The organism is Ruegeria sp. YTSC192 (genome assembly GCF_059609705.1).
In genome coordinates, this window is sequence record NZ_JBXWMG010000009.1 from 127,236 (window position 1) to 143,486 (window position 16,251).

The 16,251-nt window shown below is 59.6% G+C and carries 13 protein-coding genes; 6 read left to right on the plus strand and 7 right to left on the minus strand.

Annotated elements, in window-relative coordinates:
* The first annotated feature begins 32 nt into the window (after positions 1 to 32).
* The 5 genes from AC2FD8_RS14095 (at position 33) to AC2FD8_RS14115 (ending at position 4,407) form a co-directional block, all read left to right on the plus strand.
* The gene (locus tag AC2FD8_RS14095; protein ID WP_496856903.1) at positions 33 to 1,232 is read left to right on the plus strand and encodes a TCR/Tet family MFS transporter; all 1,200 of its coding nucleotides are present in this window, start codon (positions 33 to 35) and stop codon (positions 1,230 to 1,232) included.
* A gap of 81 nt (positions 1,233 to 1,313) precedes the next feature.
* The gene (locus AC2FD8_RS14100) at positions 1,314 to 2,405 is read left to right on the plus strand and encodes a Zn-dependent alcohol dehydrogenase (RefSeq protein WP_496856901.1); all 1,092 of its coding nucleotides are present in this window, start codon (positions 1,314 to 1,316) and stop codon (positions 2,403 to 2,405) included.
* 4 nt (positions 2,406 to 2,409) lie between these two features.
* Positions 2,410 to 2,778, plus strand: coding sequence for a hypothetical protein (locus AC2FD8_RS14105; RefSeq protein ID WP_496856899.1), 369 nt, complete (start codon positions 2,410 to 2,412; stop codon positions 2,776 to 2,778).
* Between the two features lies 1 nt (position 2,779).
* Positions 2,780 to 4,012, plus strand: a complete 1,233-nt coding sequence (locus AC2FD8_RS14110; RefSeq protein WP_496856898.1) for a mandelate racemase/muconate lactonizing enzyme family protein — start codon at positions 2,780 to 2,782, stop codon at positions 4,010 to 4,012.
* Positions 4,013 to 4,068: 56 nt separating this feature from the next.
* The gene (locus tag AC2FD8_RS14115; RefSeq protein ID WP_496856896.1) at positions 4,069 to 4,407 is read left to right on the plus strand and encodes an ArsR/SmtB family transcription factor; all 339 of its coding nucleotides are present in this window, start codon (positions 4,069 to 4,071) and stop codon (positions 4,405 to 4,407) included.
* A gap of 34 nt (positions 4,408 to 4,441) precedes the next feature.
* On the opposite strand, the gene AC2FD8_RS14120 is transcribed toward AC2FD8_RS14115, so the two are convergent.
* Positions 4,442 to 7,438, minus strand: coding sequence for an ABC transporter transmembrane domain-containing protein (locus tag AC2FD8_RS14120; RefSeq protein WP_496857134.1), 2,997 nt, complete (start codon positions 7,436 to 7,438; stop codon positions 4,442 to 4,444).
* Between the two features lie 216 nt (positions 7,439 to 7,654).
* Between AC2FD8_RS14120 and AC2FD8_RS14125 the strand changes: the two genes are divergently transcribed.
* On the plus strand, positions 7,655 to 8,044 hold the full coding sequence (locus AC2FD8_RS14125; protein ID WP_496856895.1) for a DUF3307 domain-containing protein: 390 nt from the start codon (positions 7,655 to 7,657) through the stop codon (positions 8,042 to 8,044).
* A gap of 357 nt (positions 8,045 to 8,401) precedes the next feature.
* On the opposite strand, the gene AC2FD8_RS14130 is transcribed toward AC2FD8_RS14125, so the two are convergent.
* From AC2FD8_RS14130 to AC2FD8_RS14155, 6 genes are all read right to left on the minus strand, one after another.
* On the minus strand, positions 8,402 to 9,706 hold the full coding sequence (locus tag AC2FD8_RS14130; RefSeq protein ID WP_496856894.1) for an NAD(P)/FAD-dependent oxidoreductase: 1,305 nt from the start codon (positions 9,704 to 9,706) through the stop codon (positions 8,402 to 8,404).
* Positions 9,703 to 10,377 carry a TetR/AcrR family transcriptional regulator gene (locus tag AC2FD8_RS14135; protein WP_496856893.1) on the minus strand — a complete coding sequence of 225 codons (675 nt, stop codon included), beginning with the start codon at positions 10,375 to 10,377 and terminating at the stop codon, positions 9,703 to 9,705. Before AC2FD8_RS14135 ends, AC2FD8_RS14130 begins: the two co-directional genes overlap by 4 nt.
* Positions 10,378 to 11,931, minus strand: a complete 1,554-nt coding sequence (locus tag AC2FD8_RS14140) for a trimethylamine methyltransferase family protein (protein WP_496856892.1) — start codon at positions 11,929 to 11,931, stop codon at positions 10,378 to 10,380. It abuts the gene before it with no gap.
* Positions 11,931 to 14,333: a GcvT family protein gene (locus AC2FD8_RS14145; protein ID WP_496856890.1), complete on the minus strand. Its 2,403-nt coding sequence runs from the start codon at positions 14,331 to 14,333 to the stop codon at positions 11,931 to 11,933. The genes AC2FD8_RS14140 and AC2FD8_RS14145 overlap by 1 nt, the downstream gene beginning before the upstream one ends.
* A 112-nt stretch (positions 14,334 to 14,445) precedes the next feature.
* Positions 14,446 to 15,075: a glutathione S-transferase family protein gene (locus AC2FD8_RS14150; protein ID WP_496856889.1), complete on the minus strand. Its 630-nt coding sequence runs from the start codon at positions 15,073 to 15,075 to the stop codon at positions 14,446 to 14,448.
* Positions 15,076 to 15,093: 18 nt separating this feature from the next.
* Positions 15,094 to 16,242, minus strand: coding sequence for an acetate/propionate family kinase (locus AC2FD8_RS14155; RefSeq protein ID WP_496856887.1), 1,149 nt, complete (start codon positions 16,240 to 16,242; stop codon positions 15,094 to 15,096).
* Positions 16,243 to 16,251 lie beyond the last annotated feature (9 nt).

Here is a 16,251-nt window from a genome sequence, read left to right on the forward strand (position 1 = left end):
AGGGTGAGCGACGGGTCAAATAGCCGGGTTCCATGCGTCTTCCATTTGTCTTTGTTCTTCTGACCGTCATGATTGACGCGATGGGTATTGGCCTTGTGATGCCGATCATGCCGCAACTGATCGTCGAGGTGCAGGGCGGAACGCTTGCTGACGCCGCGCTTTGGGGAGGCGTCCTCAGCACCGCTTTTGCCGCCATGCAATTCGTGTTCGGTCCTATTCTGGGCAACCTGTCAGACGCCTATGGCCGTCGGCGTGTCTTGCTGGTTTCGTTGTTTGTGATGGCTTTGGACTATGTGGTCATGGCCATCGCGGGCAGCATCTGGTTGCTTTTGATCGGTCGACTTGTCGGCGGCATCACGGCCGCGACCCACGCGACCGCAGCTGCATTCATGGCCGATGTCTCGAAACCAGAAGACAAAGCAGCCAATTTCGGCCTGCTGGGCGCGGCCTTCGGCATGGGATTTGTTCTGGGCCCCGTGATGGGTGGGCTGCTTGCCGAATACGGAACCCGCGCGCCATTCTGGGCGGCTGCGGCACTTTCAGCCCTCTCATTCGGCCTCGGGCTAATGGTCATGCCCGAAACGGTCACAGACAAAACCCGCCGCGCCTTCAGCCTGCGACGCGCCAACCCTGTCAACGCCCTAAAGGCCATTGCCGCCCTGCCGGGAATTCGCCCCCTGCTGTGGGTCTATTTCCTCTACTCGGTGTCAATCTACGTCTACCCGGCGATCTGGTCCTATTTCACGACCGAGCGTTTCGGGTGGTCGCCGCAGATGATCGGGGTATCGCTGGGCATCTATGGCATTGGCATGGCCGCCGTTCAGGGCGGTTTGATCAGACCCGCGACACGTCATCTTGGGGAACGTATGACCATCATCTGCGGCATGGTTTTCGAGATCATCAGCTTCGCCCTACTGGCCTTCCTGACCAATGGCACTATCGCCTTGATGTTGATCCCGATCACCGCCTTGGGCGCCGTGATCACGCCCGCCCTGCAGGCACTGACCTCACGCGCGACACCGGATTCGCAACAGGGCGAGCTTCAGGGTGTTCTGACGTCTCTGCACGCCTTGTCCATGGTGATCTCGCCGCTGTTGATGACCAGCGTGTTTGCGTGGTTCATCCGCCCCGACACTGCGATCTACCTGCCCGGAGCGCCCTTTCTGTTTGCTCTGGTTCTCATGGCTGCCGGATTCATCCTGTTTCTGCGCGCCCGACCTACCGTAGCGTAACAGCGACATACCTGTGACGGTTTCCGTCTTGCGAGATGCCAATTCCCGCGCCACCGTAAAACAAACGGAGTGAGGGACAACATGCAAACCATCAAAGCCGCCGTATGCCGGGCGTTCGGGGAACCTCTGACCATAGAAGAGGTGCAACTGGCCGCCCCCGGCACCGGCGAGGTCGAGGTTACACTGGACGCGGTGGCCATCTGCCATTCGGATATTTCATTTGCCGACGGCGCATGGGGCGGATTTCTGCCCGCTGTCTACGGGCATGAGGCCGCCGGGGTCATCAGCGCAGTGGGCGAGGCCGCAGGGGATTTCAAACTGGGCGATCCGGTGGTCGTCACACTGATCCGGGCTTGCGGCTCTTGCCCCTCTTGCGCGGGCGGCAAGCCCACGATCTGCGAAACCCCCTATGACACGGTCAAAGGTCCCTTGCGCACAAGCGACGGTGGACCTTTGGAACAGGCGATGGCCTGCGGTGCCTTCGCCGAGAAAGTCGTGGTCAGCCACCGGCAGATCGTCCGGATACCTGAAACCCTGCCCAAAGACCTCGCCAGCCTGTTGTCTTGTGGCGTGATCACCGGGGTCGGCGCGGCAGTCAACGCCGCAGGTTTGCGCCCCGGGCAAGACGTGGTGGTGATCGGCGCGGGCGGAGTGGGCCTTAACGCCATCCAAGGCGCGCGGATCGCCGGCGCGCGGCGTATCGTTGCGGTCGACATGACCGAAGAGAAGCTTGCGATCGCCAAGGAATTCGGGGCCACCCACGGCGTCCTCGCCAGCCTGAAAGAGCCTTGGAAAGCGGCCCACGAAGCGCTGGGCGGACGCGGCGCAGATGCGGTTTTGATCACCGTTGGCGCGATCCCCGCCTATGATCAAGCCCCACGATATCTGGGTCTGGGCGGCAAGGCCGTGATGATCGGCATGCCCCATTCCGGGGACGAAGCCCGCTATGAGCCGGTGATCCTTGCCGCGCTTGGTCAGGGTCTGGTGGGGTCAAAGATGGGCGACGTGGTCATCCAGCGCGACATCCCCTGGATGATCGACCTTTATGAGCAAGGACGGCTGAAACTGGATGAACTAATCTCGGGACGCTGGTCTCTGGATCAGATCAACGACGCGATTGCCGATACCAAGACCGGATCGGCCAAGCGCAACGTGATCCTGTTCGACAGGTAGGCCGATGCTGCGTTTCCTGACCGATCTGTTCAAACCCGAGGCAGCGAAACCTGCGCCCTCCACCTCGGAAACGTCGATGAATTTTGATCTGGCAGAGGTCCCGCCATTTCTGACCGGCCTCGCCAACAATCCCCGGTTTGGACTGCCCGACGCTCTGGTCACCCAGATCGCGGACAACCTGTCGGATTTGCCCGTGGACCAGAGCAGCCGTTGGCAGATCGAGGGCAGTTTCGACGGCAAGCCAGCGCTGATCGAAATTCAGGCATTCATGGATGATGTCAACGCGCCGGATATGGCATTCTTCGGCAGCGCCGAGGTGGTGGCCGAGATTGACCGCGAACTTATCGCCTTTGACAAAGCACGAGAGGGTTAGAATGAAACTGCAAGACCTCGATATCATTGTCACGGCCCCGCCAGCCCCCGGTTGGGGCGGGCGCTATTGGATTCTGGTCAAGCTGACCACGGATACCGGCATTACCGGCTGGGGTGAGTGCTATGCCTCGTCCATTGGCCCCGACGCCATGCGCCACGTGATCCGGGATGTGTTTGACCGCCACATGCTGGGCGAGAATCCGGAAAACATCGAGCTGATGTTCCGCCGCGCCTATTCCTCGGGCTTTACGCAGCGCCCGGACCTGACTGTCATGGGGGCGTTTTCGGGGCTTGAGATCGCGTGCTGGGACATTCTGGGCAAAGACCGCGACCGCCCGGTCTATGCGTTGTTGGGCGGCAAGATAAATAACCGTATCCGCGCCTATACCTACCTCTACCCCCTGCCCCAGCACAACCTGACCGATTTCTGGACCTCGCCCGAACAGGCGGCTGAGGCTGCGGCCGATGCAGTTCGTCGCGGTTATACCGCCGTCAAGTTCGACCCCGCCGGGCCCTATACGATCCGGGGCGGCCACATGCCTGCGATGTCCGACATCTCTATGTCCGTTGCGTTTTGCAAAGCGATCCGCGAGGCGGTGGGCGACAAGGCCGATCTGCTGTTCGGCACCCATGGCCAGTTCAACACCGCCGGTGCCATCCGGCTGGGTCAGGCGATTGAACCATACTCTCCGCTTTGGTTCGAAGAACCCACCCCGCCCGACAATATCGAGGACATGGCCCGCGTTGCCCGAAACGTCCGCATCCCAGTGGCGACCGGAGAACGCATGACGACCAAGGCCGAATTTGGCGCGGTTCTACGCGCGGGCGCGGCCGAGATTCTGCAACCGGCGCTAGGGCGTGCAGGCGGCATCTGGGAAATGAAGAAAGTCGCCGCAATGGCCGAAATGTTCAATGCGCAGATGGCTCCGCATCTATATGCCGGACCGTTGGAGTGGGCTGCGAACATCCATCTGGCGGCCTCCATCCCGAACCTGTTGCTGCTGGAAACCATCGAAACGCCGTTCCATGACCAGTTGATCAAGGGCTCGATCCGGGTCGAGGACGGTTTCGTGACCCCTCCAACCGGGGCGGGGCTTGGGATCGAGGTGGACGAAGATCTGGCCCGCGCGCACCCTTACAAAGGTAACGAGCTTCACCTTCAGATGCAGGAAGAACCGTGCGATTATGCCAATGGCAACGCGTTCCAGGGCGGGGCTCCGGCGACCGAGGGGTGACACTATAACGTTTCTTGGGGCATATTGTCAGAATCTATGGTTCAAAGAACGGTTGAATGGTGACACTCGACGACAACCCCGCAAGACGTTCGGTCGAATTGGCCGAAATGAAAGAGAACGCAACCCGTGCTGCGGCGTTTTTGAAAACGCTGTCCCATGAAGGGCGGCTGATGATCCTGTGCCATCTCGGAGACGGAGAGAAATCGGTCGGGGAGCTAGAAGTGCTTTTGCAAATCCGACAGGCGGCCGTCAGCCAGATGCTGGCCCGCCTGCGCGAGGACAGGTTGGTCTCGACCCGGCGCGCCGGGAAAACGGTGTTTTATTCGCTTGCAGACGGCAACACGAAACAGGTGATCGAGTTGCTCTATCAACAGTTCTGTCAGCCGAAAGACTGACATGACGGCGTTCCACGCCTAACCCAAAACGGCTCTAGTTCGATACATATCCCGCAACCACCTGCAGCAGCTTGAACGCTGTCGCCGCGTCGTTCTCGACCACGGCCAGGAATTCCTCTTCCCCGATGCGCAGGCAGGACAGGTCGGTTTCAGACACCATACTCAGCGCTCGGGGTTCTTTGCGGATCAAGCCCAACTCGCCCACCAACGCCCCCGGCCCGACGCGTAGGATCAGCTCATCTGGCGTGCCCGATTTGGGCAGATACAGACCTGCCTCGCCTTCGAGAACGACGTAGGCACCATCCGTCGGTTGGTCATCCTTGAGGAAGATCACCTGCCCGGCAGAGGCCTCAAACCACCGCGCCCCAAAGGCCAGCAGGCGCAATTGCCGCCGATCAAGGCCCGAAAACAGCGGGGTCTGTTCCAACGCGCGCAGTTTGCGTGCCAGGTCGGCCGAAGCCGCGCTGTCCTCTTCCACATCCCCCGGCCCTTCGTCCGAGACGACGCGACCCTGACGGATTTCGACATACATGTCGAAAACATCGGGGCTTTGGAATTGGTCGTTCAGATAGATGACCGTGGTTTCGGGCAACAGCGCGCGTAGGTTTTTATAGACTGCGACCTGCGTTTGCATGTCATAACTGGCCAGCGCGTTCTCCAAAATCAGAATATCGGGTTTCTTGATCGTCGCACGGGTAAACGCCAGGGGTTCAGCAAAAACCGCAGGCAGGTTTTGACCGCCAAGCGCGACCGGCACGTCATAGATCAGCTCAATCACCAACGAACGCGCGCCGTGTTCGGCCAGAACGTCGACGATCAGCTTGCGCACCTCGTCCGAGCGCGCGCCGCCGATCTCGCTGACCTTGCCGAACAGCGCGTTCTCCATCACGGTCAGGCCGGGTGCTGTGGCCTCGGGGTCAAGCGGCACGAACACGTCCATCAACGGCTGTAACAGCTTTTCCGAGTGGCTGTGACGCAGCTCCAGAATGCGATCTTTCAACTCATCCGAAAAGGCCGGACCGATCTGTTCGGCCGAGACGACCAAAGGCACCGCCAGTAAGGTGGCCAGCTGTTCGTCATCCAGACCCTCGGCGCCTTCCTTGCGGGTGCGTTCGACCAGTTCAACAGCTGTCTCGTAGGTCTGAGCCTCAAGCCCCAGCTTGCGAAACAGGGGGTGATCCGTCCCATCCAGCCCGAAGATCTGGCGCAGTAAGTCAATCACATCACGGGTCAGGGCGATCAGGGTCTCATCCAATCCCAATTCGCGCAATTGACCCAGAAAGACCCTCTGCTGTGCCAACAGCGCTTGCGTGACTGGCACGCGGGGCGTGGCAAACAGCAGGTTCTCGGCCACAGGCAAGGCCGGGTTATAGGTCGTCTTGTCGAAGATCAGCGCCTGCTGCTCAAGCCCAGCCTTCTTCACCGCCTGCTGTACCAACGGGCGCAGTTTCACCAGTTTCTGCGCCAGTTCCGGATGCAATGCTGCGTCGAAAACCTGCTCGGCCCCGCGCTGGAACAAGGCCGCGCCTGACCCCATTCCATCAATCAACTGCAGCCACCAATCCCGCAGGGCATCCGCCGTTTCCAGCCCTGCAAGAGACGGGTCCAGCCACTCGGCCTTGAAGGGGTCGGCGCTGTTGCCTGCCCGCAAGGTTTCGGCAAAACCGGGATCGTCGCCTACTTCCGACAGGGGCTTGTAGCGCATCGGCATCATCACGTTGTCGCCCAGCGATCCCTGAAACATCACCGGTCGAGATGAGGCATAGCCGATCCGCGCGGCGACGACGCCCTGATGAAGCTCGGCCAGATTCTGCGCGCCAATCCGCACCTGCCCAGCGCTTGGCAAAATCTCACGGGTCAGCAGCTCGGCAATGGCGCGGCGGTCTTCTTCGCTGGGCGCGGCGATGCCGATCGTTTGACCACGCGGGAAGGTCAGGTTCAGATCGTCCAGGATCTGGTTTCCGTCCATATCTCGCACTGACACCCGGTCCAAAGCGATGTCGCCATCAAGATGCGGGCGGGTTTTTGGTTCACCTTCAAACAGCGATTCATCCTGCATTCCGGTCGGTGCAAACCGTTCCAGCACCACATCCCAGCGCAAAGACATGTCCTGCGTCTGGTTGTAATAGGTCAGCAGTTCCTTCCACGGAGAGCTGAGGTCCTTGTACGCCGCCAGCGCCGCCACCAACGCGCCCAGCGAGACCGAGCCTTGCAGGACCAGCAGACCGCCCACCAGATAAAACATGAACGGCGTCAACTGAGAGATGAAGTTGTTTATGAACTTCATAAAGAACTTCTTCTGGTAGATCTCGAACCGGATCCCGAACAGACGCCCCAGTTGATCCGAAATCATCGCCCGGCGATAGCGCCAGCCCCCATTTGCGCGCAGGGTCGAGGCCCCCGCCGCGTTCTCACCGATCTGGGCGGCAAGGATGCGCACCTCCTGAATGCGCTTTTTATTGAGAAGGTTGATCTGGCGTTGCAGCTTGGGAATCAGCCAGGCCTGCACGGGGATTAGCGCCACCGCGGCCAGACCGAACCAGACGCTTTGCAGGAACAGAAACGACAGGATGGTGATCATCTGCCCCGCCTGAAGAACCGGCTGGCTGATCGCATCCCCCATCAACCCACCCATCGGCTCGCTTTCGGCGGTGATCATCGAGACCATCTCACCCTGGCTGACCCTCTCAAAATAGGGCTGAGGAAAGCGCAGGGCGCGGCTGATCAATTGATAGCGAAAGCGGCGCAGCATGCGCTCGCTCAGGGCACCTTTCATGGTGTTGATGCGCATTTTCATCAGGCCGTGGGCCAACACCGCCGCCAGAAAGGCAAAACAAAGTATGATCAGGAAATTCGTCTGCGGCAAGCTGTAGCCCCAAACCTGAACCACACTGCTCGAAGCACCGATCGCGTCATTGATAATGCGTTTGGGCAGCTCAAGCGTCAGATAGAGCAGCGGGAACAATGTCGAGGTCACGGCCAGCAGAATCAACTGGTCGCGTTTGGAATATTTCCAGATGAAGCGGAAAATCGTGCGTTCTATGGAACCCGTCCCTGCGTTTGTTCAATGATCCGATTTCGAAACGATGCGCGGAAATTTAACAGCCTGAATTTACAGTCATCTTGCTTTGCTAGGCAAATAGTTTCCGACAACGCGCCAATCCTTGCGCATGTGTGAACTAGTTCATTTGCCTATGCGCATTTTAGCGCCTAGAGTTCCCTTTAGAACGATATCGGGAGGATACGTTTGCCCGAAAGCTATGGTGCCGTGTTGCTGTTGCTCTGCTTGTTGCAGATCAAACATATGTTCGCGGATTTCTATCTTCAGACGCCCAAGATGTTGGCTGGGCGTGGCGAGTATTTTCATTTGGGACGCGCACAGCATGCAGGGGTGCATGTTGTGGGCTCGGCCCTTATTTTTTTGCTCTTTGGCGCACCGATCAGCTTTATCGTGATCATCTCGGCCTTGGAATGGATCATCCATTTCAACATTGATTTCGCCAAGGCGAGCTATTCAGACAAGAAAAAGCTGCAGCCCAATCAGGCCGCGTTCTGGCGGGCAACTGGTCTGGACCAGCTGATGCACAGCCTGACTTACATTGCGATGGTTTGGGCCTGGATTACTTTCGTCCCCTGAGCCATCTGGCGATACCGTTCAATTGCACGATCTGGCAGACGGACATCCAAAGGCACGCTTCGGTCTCCAGCACGTCATGCAATCGGCAAGTCAACGGCATCAGGTCGCCTTCCATTCTCGCCCTGTTCCGTGGCGGATAAGGCAACCCGCTTTCACGTACCGACAAACGCACCATGCGACACCCCTGAGCGGCAGCGGATCAGCGGTTTCCGTATCGTAGTGTCGCGTCTTCCGCGATCCCGGGCAGCCACCGCAAACGGCGCGCTGCCAAGGATCAGGGCGTTGTTTGGCATCTGATCCATCACGTATCTGTTCTTTCTCGCACTTACGTGATGTCAGGGCCAATTTTTGGATCGTCTATCCCAGGACCGAAAAACTGCTTTCTTCATTGATCGGACGATTGCGCGAATAGAAGCCCACATCAATCACGCGCTTGATATAAGGCAGTTCAAACTGCAAAGGCTGGGCATCGTGATCGGCGCCACCTTCGCAATACTCGATCAGAGCCGTCATCATCTTGCCCGCAATCGGCGCGTTTTTATATTGGTTCCCGCTGGTGCCACAGGCCATGTAGAACCCCGGCAGGCTGGATTTGTCGTAGATCGGAATCCAGTCGGTCGACGCATCATAAAGGTCAACAACGCCCCGCGTTTTGGACGGAATACCAAGGCTCGGCACCCGCTGTGCGTATCGCATCGCTTGCGTCGTCCACTGGTCGGTGAAGTCGCGGTTGTATGCCTTGTCATCCTCGCACCATTGATGCGGATCGCATTCAGGGTCCTCGGACCCCACGAGGATATGGTTGCCATGCTCGGGGCGGCAGTAGCAGGCGATGTCACTGTCCGAGACGATGGTCCCGTTGTTTTCGAAATCGAACCCCTCAGGCGCGGGAACATGGACCACTTCTTGCCGCAAGGGGCGGGTTTCAATGGTCATGTCGTCCAGAACGCCCGCCATGCCGTTGACAATAGCCGATCCCGGCCCGGCCACGTTCACCACGACCTTGGCGCGTATCTCTTCACCCGAGGCCAGTTTGACACCCGCTGCGCGCCCGTCCTCGATCAGGATTTCGACGACCTCGGCCCCGGTGCGCAGCTCGGCCCCGCTCTGGATCGCCGCATCCATCAGGTTCTGCGCCGAAAGCGCCGGATCGGTGACATAGCCTGCCTGAGGCCAGAACACCCCGCCCTGCATCTTGCGCCCATTTGGTTGTCCGAACTCCGGGTCGTCCATCCGGCGGGCAGGGGCGAAACTGTCCTGAGAATAGACCGGCAGGCGTTCGGTAACAGTCTCGGGCGACCATTCCTCGAACGGGCAATCCAGATCCGCACTGTTTTCCATGTGCTTTTCCAGCATCCCGTTGGCATCTGTTTTCATCACCAGGCACCCGGTCTCGCGGAACTGCGCCAGATTGGCATCTGCGGGCAGGCCCAGATACGCGGCCCAATCGCGCCAATAGTGATAGCCCTCCCACGCGAAAGCCGTGCCATCAAACGTCGAATAGTGCATACGAATGATCGCACAGGACCCCGCGGTCGAGCCATGGCCAACCTGCGTATTGCGGTCCAGCGAAAGGGTTTTCCAACCTGCCTTGGCCATCTCGAACGCGATGGCCGCGCCAATGACACCTGTCCCGATTATGATTGCATCTGGTTGGCTCATTCTGTCTTTCCCTCCCAATAGCGCTTTGAATAGGCGCGAAACTCTTCAATTTCCTCAGCCTGAGGCTGAACCCCTGTGAAAGCATGCAGGTAGTGAGGCACCAACGACAGCCGCGTTTCCATCGGCTCATTCAGCTGCGCCAGATCATACCCGATCTGCATATAGTAAAGGACACGCGCCCGGGTTTCGGCCTCGATGTCCGAATAGCCATACCGCGCAAACATCGCATGCAGCGCCCTAAGGCGGCGCGTGTCCGACTGATCCAGTGCATTTCGCACCTTGCCCGATTTGCGGGCCCAGTCCCGGATGGCAAAATCCAGTGCCGTATCGAACAGATCGGTGTTCACCACGCATCGCTGCACGTTGCAAACCGCGCTGGTAATTGTCTCGGCCGGGGCCTCGGCCTGCGCGATCAACGCCGCCGTATTGGTTGCCTGCCACCGCGCCAGCAACGCATCAAGAAGCTCCTGCCGCGATTTGAAGTACCAATAGAAAGACGAGCGGGACACAGCCATGCGCTCCGCCAGGTTCATGACCTTGATCTGATCTACCCCGTCCGAGATCAGCACGTCCATCGCCACATTCAGCCAATCATCCCGCGTGACTTTAATATTGCCGACCAGTGGCTCGGCCTTGGGGTCATCACGGTGCAGGATCGGTTTGGTGCTCATTTAACTCTCCGGCGGCGCGCCGCCTTCGGCAGTTCGCTTGGCGATGAAATCCTGCAAGGCGCCCAGACGATCGCTATCGCCTGCGGGCGGTTTGAAATCGCTCAGGATGCTTTTCCAAACACCCGTTGCACGGTGATTGGCATCGACAGATCCACGCTCGGCCCAGGTTCCGAAATTGGCGTAGTCGTGGACATGCGGCTGGTAGAATTCGGTATTGTAGCGCTCCATCGTCTGGGACGAGGCAAAGAAATGCCCGCTGGGGTCAACCTCACTCAGGGCGGTGTCAAAGCCGATCTCGGCCTGTCCGGCCTGCGCGCCTGCACATAGCTCGGCCACCATGTTCAGCACTTCGGCGTCGCAGATCATCTTCTCAAACGACACGCTCAACCCGCCTTCGAGCCAGCCTGCCGAGTGGATGATCACCGTCGCCCCGGCCATCAAACAGCCCCAGAGGCCAAACTGGTTCTCATTCGCGGCCTGCACGTCGTTGATGTTCGAAGCCGACCCCGCCGCCGACCGCCAAGGTAGACCAAGGAACCGTGCCAATTGGCCCGCCGCCAACGAGGCCTGAAAATGCGATGGTGTCCCAAAGGCCGGGGCACCGGATTTCATGTCGACATTGCTGGTGAAGGTTCCATAGCAGACCGGCGCGCCGGGGTTCGTCAATTGCGTCAGGGTCACTGCCGCCAGAGCCTCGGCATGGGAAAGCGTGATGGCCCCCGCGACCGTGATCGGGGCCATCGCCCCCATCAGGGTGAACGGCGTGACGATCGACATCTGACCATGACGCGCAAAGTCGATCAGGCCTTGCGCCATCGGGATATCCAGCGTGCGCGGGCTGTTGGTGTTGATGATCGTATAACAATGCGCGTTTCCGCGGAATTCATCATCCGAAAGACCCCGCCCGATAGACAGCATCTCAAAGCTGTCCAACACCTGCGGGGTGCCGCGCGAAAAGAAGAAAGGAAACTTGTCCGTCAACTCCATCTGCGCCTGCGTTGTGAAATAATGGCGCACGTGGGTCGGAACATCCTGCGGCTCGACCTGAGGCGAAATCATCTGGAAGACGTCAAAGTGATGCGTCAGCTTCAGAAACTCGATGTAATCCTGACCCGACGCCGGGCGCCTGCCCCGTTCCAGATCGGTTGCGTTCGGAGCACCTGCACCGGGTTGAAACACAAGCGAACCCAGTTCGAGGGTAAAGTCGCGCTCTCTCGCCCCGGCACGGCAGGCGATGGATTTGGGGGCCGAGGCCACCGCGGCCTCGACCACATCGCGCCCGATAAAGACCATCTGGTTGTCTTCATCCACGCGCGCACCTGCCTTGGCAAAAATGCGACGCGCTTCGGGCAGCAGGACTTTCACACCAAGTTCCTGCAACATACGCAGCGCCGTCTCGTGCATGTCCGCGATCTGATCTTCGGGGAACACCTCCATCTGCGGGAACGGGTTGCGCAGCTGGCGGTAGTTCACATCGCGCGAGGGCGGTGGGGCGGCATCTGCACCCCGCCCGCGCCGTCTCCGACCACGTTCGGACGTTTTTGAGATCACCATCAGCCCCTCATCGCCTTGCCCTGTGGATCGTAAGGAGACGGTGCAACCACGCGCGCAGGCCGTTCCACACCGACCACATGCACGCTCAGTTCCGTTCCCGGTTCGGCCTTGTCGCGATTGATCAGCGCCATCGCCAGAGACTTGCCCGTGTAGTGCCCGTAGCCGCCCGAGGTGACAAAGCCGACGCGTTCGCCATTGGACCAGATCGGCTCGTACCCGCTGGCGTCGGCATCTTCGGCATCAACCTCGAGCGTGACCTGAATCTGTGCCGGGCCATTGCCGTCGCGTTCGGCCAGCGCGGCCTCTTTGCCGACGAAGTCCTTGTCCCAGTCGATCCAGCGATCCATGCCGGTCATGCCCGGCGTGTAAGCTTGGGTGAACTCTGCCGTCCAGATGCCAAAGCTTTTCTCAAGCCGGGTTGATCCCATCGCGTTGAAACCGCATTCCCGAATGCCTTCTTCTGCCCCGGCTTCCAGCAACAGCCGGCGCAGTTTGATGTGATCGCCGTAACGGCAATTGATCTCATAGCCCTTCTCGCCCGTCACCGACATGCGGGCGACGCGGGCACGAACAAGGCCAATGTCGAAATCACCGCATCCCATGAATTTCAGTCCCGAGATATCCTGTTCCGCCAGTTTCTCGACCACCGCCTGCGACTTGGGGCCAACCACGGCGAACCCGCAGTATTCTTCGCCCAGATCACGGACGGTCACGCCGTCCATCATGTGGTCATCGAACCAGCGCATATGCCACGCGCGCAAATAGTAGCTGCCCATGATCCACCAGGTGCCATCTCCCCAGTTGAGCACGGTCAGGTCGCCCTTCAGCCGCCCGTCCTCGCCCAGCATCGGCGCCAGCTTAGCGCGCCCTGGCGCAGGCAATTTCGAGGCCATGACCTTGTCCAGCCAGGCCTCAGCATTCGGACCCGTCACCTCGAACCGGGAAAAGCCCGATATATCCATCAGGCCGACGCCTTCGCGGATGGTCTTGCATTCCTCGGCCACAATATCATGCGCGTTCGAGCGCTTGAGCGTCGGTGTTTCCTCAAACCCTTTCGGCGCGAAATACAGCGGTACCTCAAGGTCCCAGCTGACACCCCATTTGCACCCGGCCTCGGTCATGGCGTCATGCGCGGGGGCCATTTTCAGCGGACGACCGGCAGGCAGTTGTTCGTTGGGATAGGTCATCACAAAACGGCGGGAATAGAACTGGCCCGTGGTTTCGCGGATATAGCGTTTGTTCTGCGCAAAATCGCCATAGCGGGCAACGTCCATTGACCACGCGTCTGCCTCGGGCTCGCCATGGATCATCCACTCGGCCAGCGTCTTGCCGACACCGCCACCTTGCAGGAAACCTGCCATCACGGCGCAGGCCGACCAATAGCCACGCTTGCCCGGAACCGGACCGACCAGAGGGTTCCCGTCGGGCGAGAAGGTGAACGCGCCGTTGACCCATGTCTTGATGCCCACGTTCTGGATCGACGGGTAACGTTCAAAGCCCAGCGTCAATTCGTTCTCGATGCGGTCCAGCTGTTCCTGAAACAGTTCCTCGCCATAATTCCACGGCGCGCCGTCCATGGCCCAATGTTCATGATCGACCTCGTAGATGCCAACCAGAACACCCTTCTGGTCCTGTCGCATGTATGTGAAACCTTCGAGGTCCACGACCATCGGCATCTCAAAATCGGCCTCAGCCACTTCGGGCACGGTGTCGGTGATCAGGTAATGATGTTTCAGCGGCGAAACGGGCAGCTCCACTCCGGCCATGCGCCCCACCTGCTTGGCCCATAGACCGGCGGCGTTGACCACATGTTCGCAGGTGATGGTGCCCTTGTCGGTCACAACTTCCCAACCATCCGCAGTCTGCGTCAGGCTTTCGACCTTTGTTTCCTCATAATACTCGGCACCGCGTTTCTTCGCCGCCGTTGCGTAGGCCTGCACAGTACCGGTTGTGTCGATGTAACCTTCGCGGTCCGCCCACATGGCGCCCAGCACACCGTCGGTGGACATGATCGGGCAGCGGCGCTGCGCCTCTTCCGGGGACAGCAATTCGCAATCGTCAATGCCGATGGATTGGAAGATACGATAGTTGGCCTGCAACCATTCCCATCGTTCAGGAGTGCCCGCCAGCGTAAGTCCACCGGTCATGTGCATACCGATATTCTGGCCCGACTCTTTCTCGATCTCGCTGAGCAGGTCAATGGTATAGGATTGCAGCGCCGCCATGTTCGGATCGGCGTTCAGCGCGTGAACACCGCCCGCCGCGTGCCAGGACGAGCCGGAGGCCAGCCTTCGCCGCTCCAACATGACCACATCCGACCAGCCGAACTTGGCCAGATGATACAGGACCGAGGCCCCAACGACACCGCCCCCGATGACCACTACGCGATACTGAGATTTCATCCTGCCCTCCGCTGCACGACTCGGGTGCAACGCTAGAGGCACTGTTCACTTCTGTCTAGACATTTCTGTACAGTGTCGGGCGCTAGCTGGATGCGGCCAATTCAGGCGCCTTTTAAAGGCTGGCGCTAGGTCGGGACTTGATCGTGTCGAACCAGGCTTGAGTCGCGGTATTTGCTTCCGGGATACGCATTTTGATCACACGGGCGAAATCGACAAAGACGAACCCGGTGATATCGGCGAGGCTGAAATTCTCGCCCGCCAAAAACGGGCTACCCTGCAATTGGTCCTCGAGCAAATCGAAGAACGCCACCACCCTGTCGCGACCCCGTTGCGCAAGTTCGGGGATTTGCGGATAGTTTTCAGGCCCCGGAATGGGGCGGTCCTTGAAAGCTGGGTGACCGTTGCGCAGGGCCTCGGCGATGGGCATGCCGCCTTGCTGCTCGGCGATTGCGTTCCACATCAGAACACGGCCCTTTTCATCCGGCGTCCTGCCCATCAACGGGGGTTCCGGGCTCTGCGCCTCAAGATACGCCGCAATCCCAAGGTTCTCGGTCAGAACCGTGCCTTCGTCGGTCACCAGCACAGGGATCGTGGCCCGAGGGTTAACGGCGCGAAAAGCATCGCTCAACTGCTCTCCTTTTGCGATCGAGATTTGCCGGGTTTCGATCTCCAGGCCCTTCTCGGCAATGAACATACGCGCGCGGCGCGGGTTCGGAGCAGTGGCGCAGTCGTAAAAGATCATCCGTTTTCCCTCTGGTGTTTAGGTCAAGGCCGTGGCGACCGCCCGTGCGATCACCCGTTCTTCGTCGGTCGGTATCACAAGCACCGGTATACCGCCGTCTGATATCACCGTCGCGTTTTGGGCGTTGGCCTCGGCATCCAGATGGATGTTGAGAAATCCCATCCCATCCAGCACACTTTGCCGAACAGGCGCAGCGTTTTCACCGATGCCGCCGCAGAACACGACCGCATCTACCCCACCCAGAACCGCCGCCATCGCGCCCAGTTCCCGCCTGATCCGGAAGACATAATAGTCTATCGCCTCACGTGCATGCGGGTCATCACTGTCCAGCAATGTGCGCATATCGTGGCTGATCCCGCTGAGGCCAAGCAGGCCACTTTTCTTGTAGAGGATATGCGTGATCGCCTCGGCAGAGTGACCTTGCTCCATCAGATAGAGCAACACGCCGGGATCAAGCTGACCACATCGGGTCCCCATCGGCAGCCCATCGAGCGCCGAAAAGCCCATGGTTGAGCCGATACTCTTGCCATTGGCCACAGCGCACATCGACGCTCCGTTGCCCAGATGCGCGATCACCACCCGGCCTGCTGCGAGATCCGGGAAATCCTCAGCCATCTTGCCGGTGATATAGTCGTAGGACAGTCCGTGGAACCCATAGCGCCGAACGCCCTTCTCATAAAAACGGCGCGGAATGGCGAAGGCATCGTTCACAAACGGATGGCCGACATGAAAGGAGGTATCAAAACACCCGATTTGCTTCGCGTCCGGGAAAGCCGTTCGCGCAGCGCGGACAGCCGCCAGATTGTGCGGCTGATGCAACGGCGCCAGTGACGAGAGCGTTTCAAGTTGGGCCAGCACATGATCATCCAGAACCGTGGGCCCTTCGAAGGTCTGCCCGCCATGGACAATGCGGTGGCCTACACCAGTGATTGGATTCGATCGCAGCAGAGGCTCAATGGCCAGCAAGATCGCCGAAACCCCAGCCGCATGGTCCGCTGGCCCGATATCGCGCGATTCGTCCAAGCCGTCGCCTTTCACCTGCAATTGGGCGACCGGTCCCAGATTGTCCACCTGCCCGTGCCACAGCAACTCGGGCTCAGCGTCGGCGCGATAGACACCGAATTTGATGGTCGAACTTCCCGCGTTCAGCGTCAGGATAGCTTGCATTGCGTCCCT

What these genes read in the sequence shown, in the direction of transcription:
- AC2FD8_RS14095 (WP_496856903.1), top strand. Translation starts at nt 33, where the DNA reads ATGCGTCTTCCATTTGTCTTTGTTCTTCTGACCGTCATGATTGACGCG.
- AC2FD8_RS14100 (WP_496856901.1), top strand. Translation starts at nt 1,314, where the DNA reads ATGCAAACCATCAAAGCCGCCGTATGCCGGGCGTTCGGGGAACCTCTG.
- AC2FD8_RS14105 (WP_496856899.1), top strand. Translation starts at nt 2,410, where the DNA reads ATGCTGCGTTTCCTGACCGATCTGTTCAAACCCGAGGCAGCGAAACCT.
- AC2FD8_RS14110 (WP_496856898.1), top strand. Translation starts at nt 2,780, where the DNA reads ATGAAACTGCAAGACCTCGATATCATTGTCACGGCCCCGCCAGCCCCC.
- AC2FD8_RS14115 (WP_496856896.1), top strand. Translation starts at nt 4,069, where the DNA reads ATGGTGACACTCGACGACAACCCCGCAAGACGTTCGGTCGAATTGGCC.
- AC2FD8_RS14130 (WP_496856894.1), bottom strand. Translation starts at nt 9,706, where the DNA reads ATGAGCCAACCAGATGCAATCATAATCGGGACAGGTGTCATTGGCGCG.
- AC2FD8_RS14135 (WP_496856893.1), bottom strand. Translation starts at nt 10,377, where the DNA reads ATGAGCACCAAACCGATCCTGCACCGTGATGACCCCAAGGCCGAGCCA.
- AC2FD8_RS14140 (WP_496856892.1), bottom strand. Translation starts at nt 11,931, where the DNA reads ATGGTGATCTCAAAAACGTCCGAACGTGGTCGGAGACGGCGCGGGCGG.
- AC2FD8_RS14145 (WP_496856890.1), bottom strand. Translation starts at nt 14,333, where the DNA reads ATGAAATCTCAGTATCGCGTAGTGGTCATCGGGGGCGGTGTCGTTGGG.
- AC2FD8_RS14150 (WP_496856889.1), bottom strand. Translation starts at nt 15,075, where the DNA reads ATGATCTTTTACGACTGCGCCACTGCTCCGAACCCGCGCCGCGCGCGT.
- AC2FD8_RS14155 (WP_496856887.1), bottom strand. Translation starts at nt 16,242, where the DNA reads ATGCAAGCTATCCTGACGCTGAACGCGGGAAGTTCGACCATCAAATTC.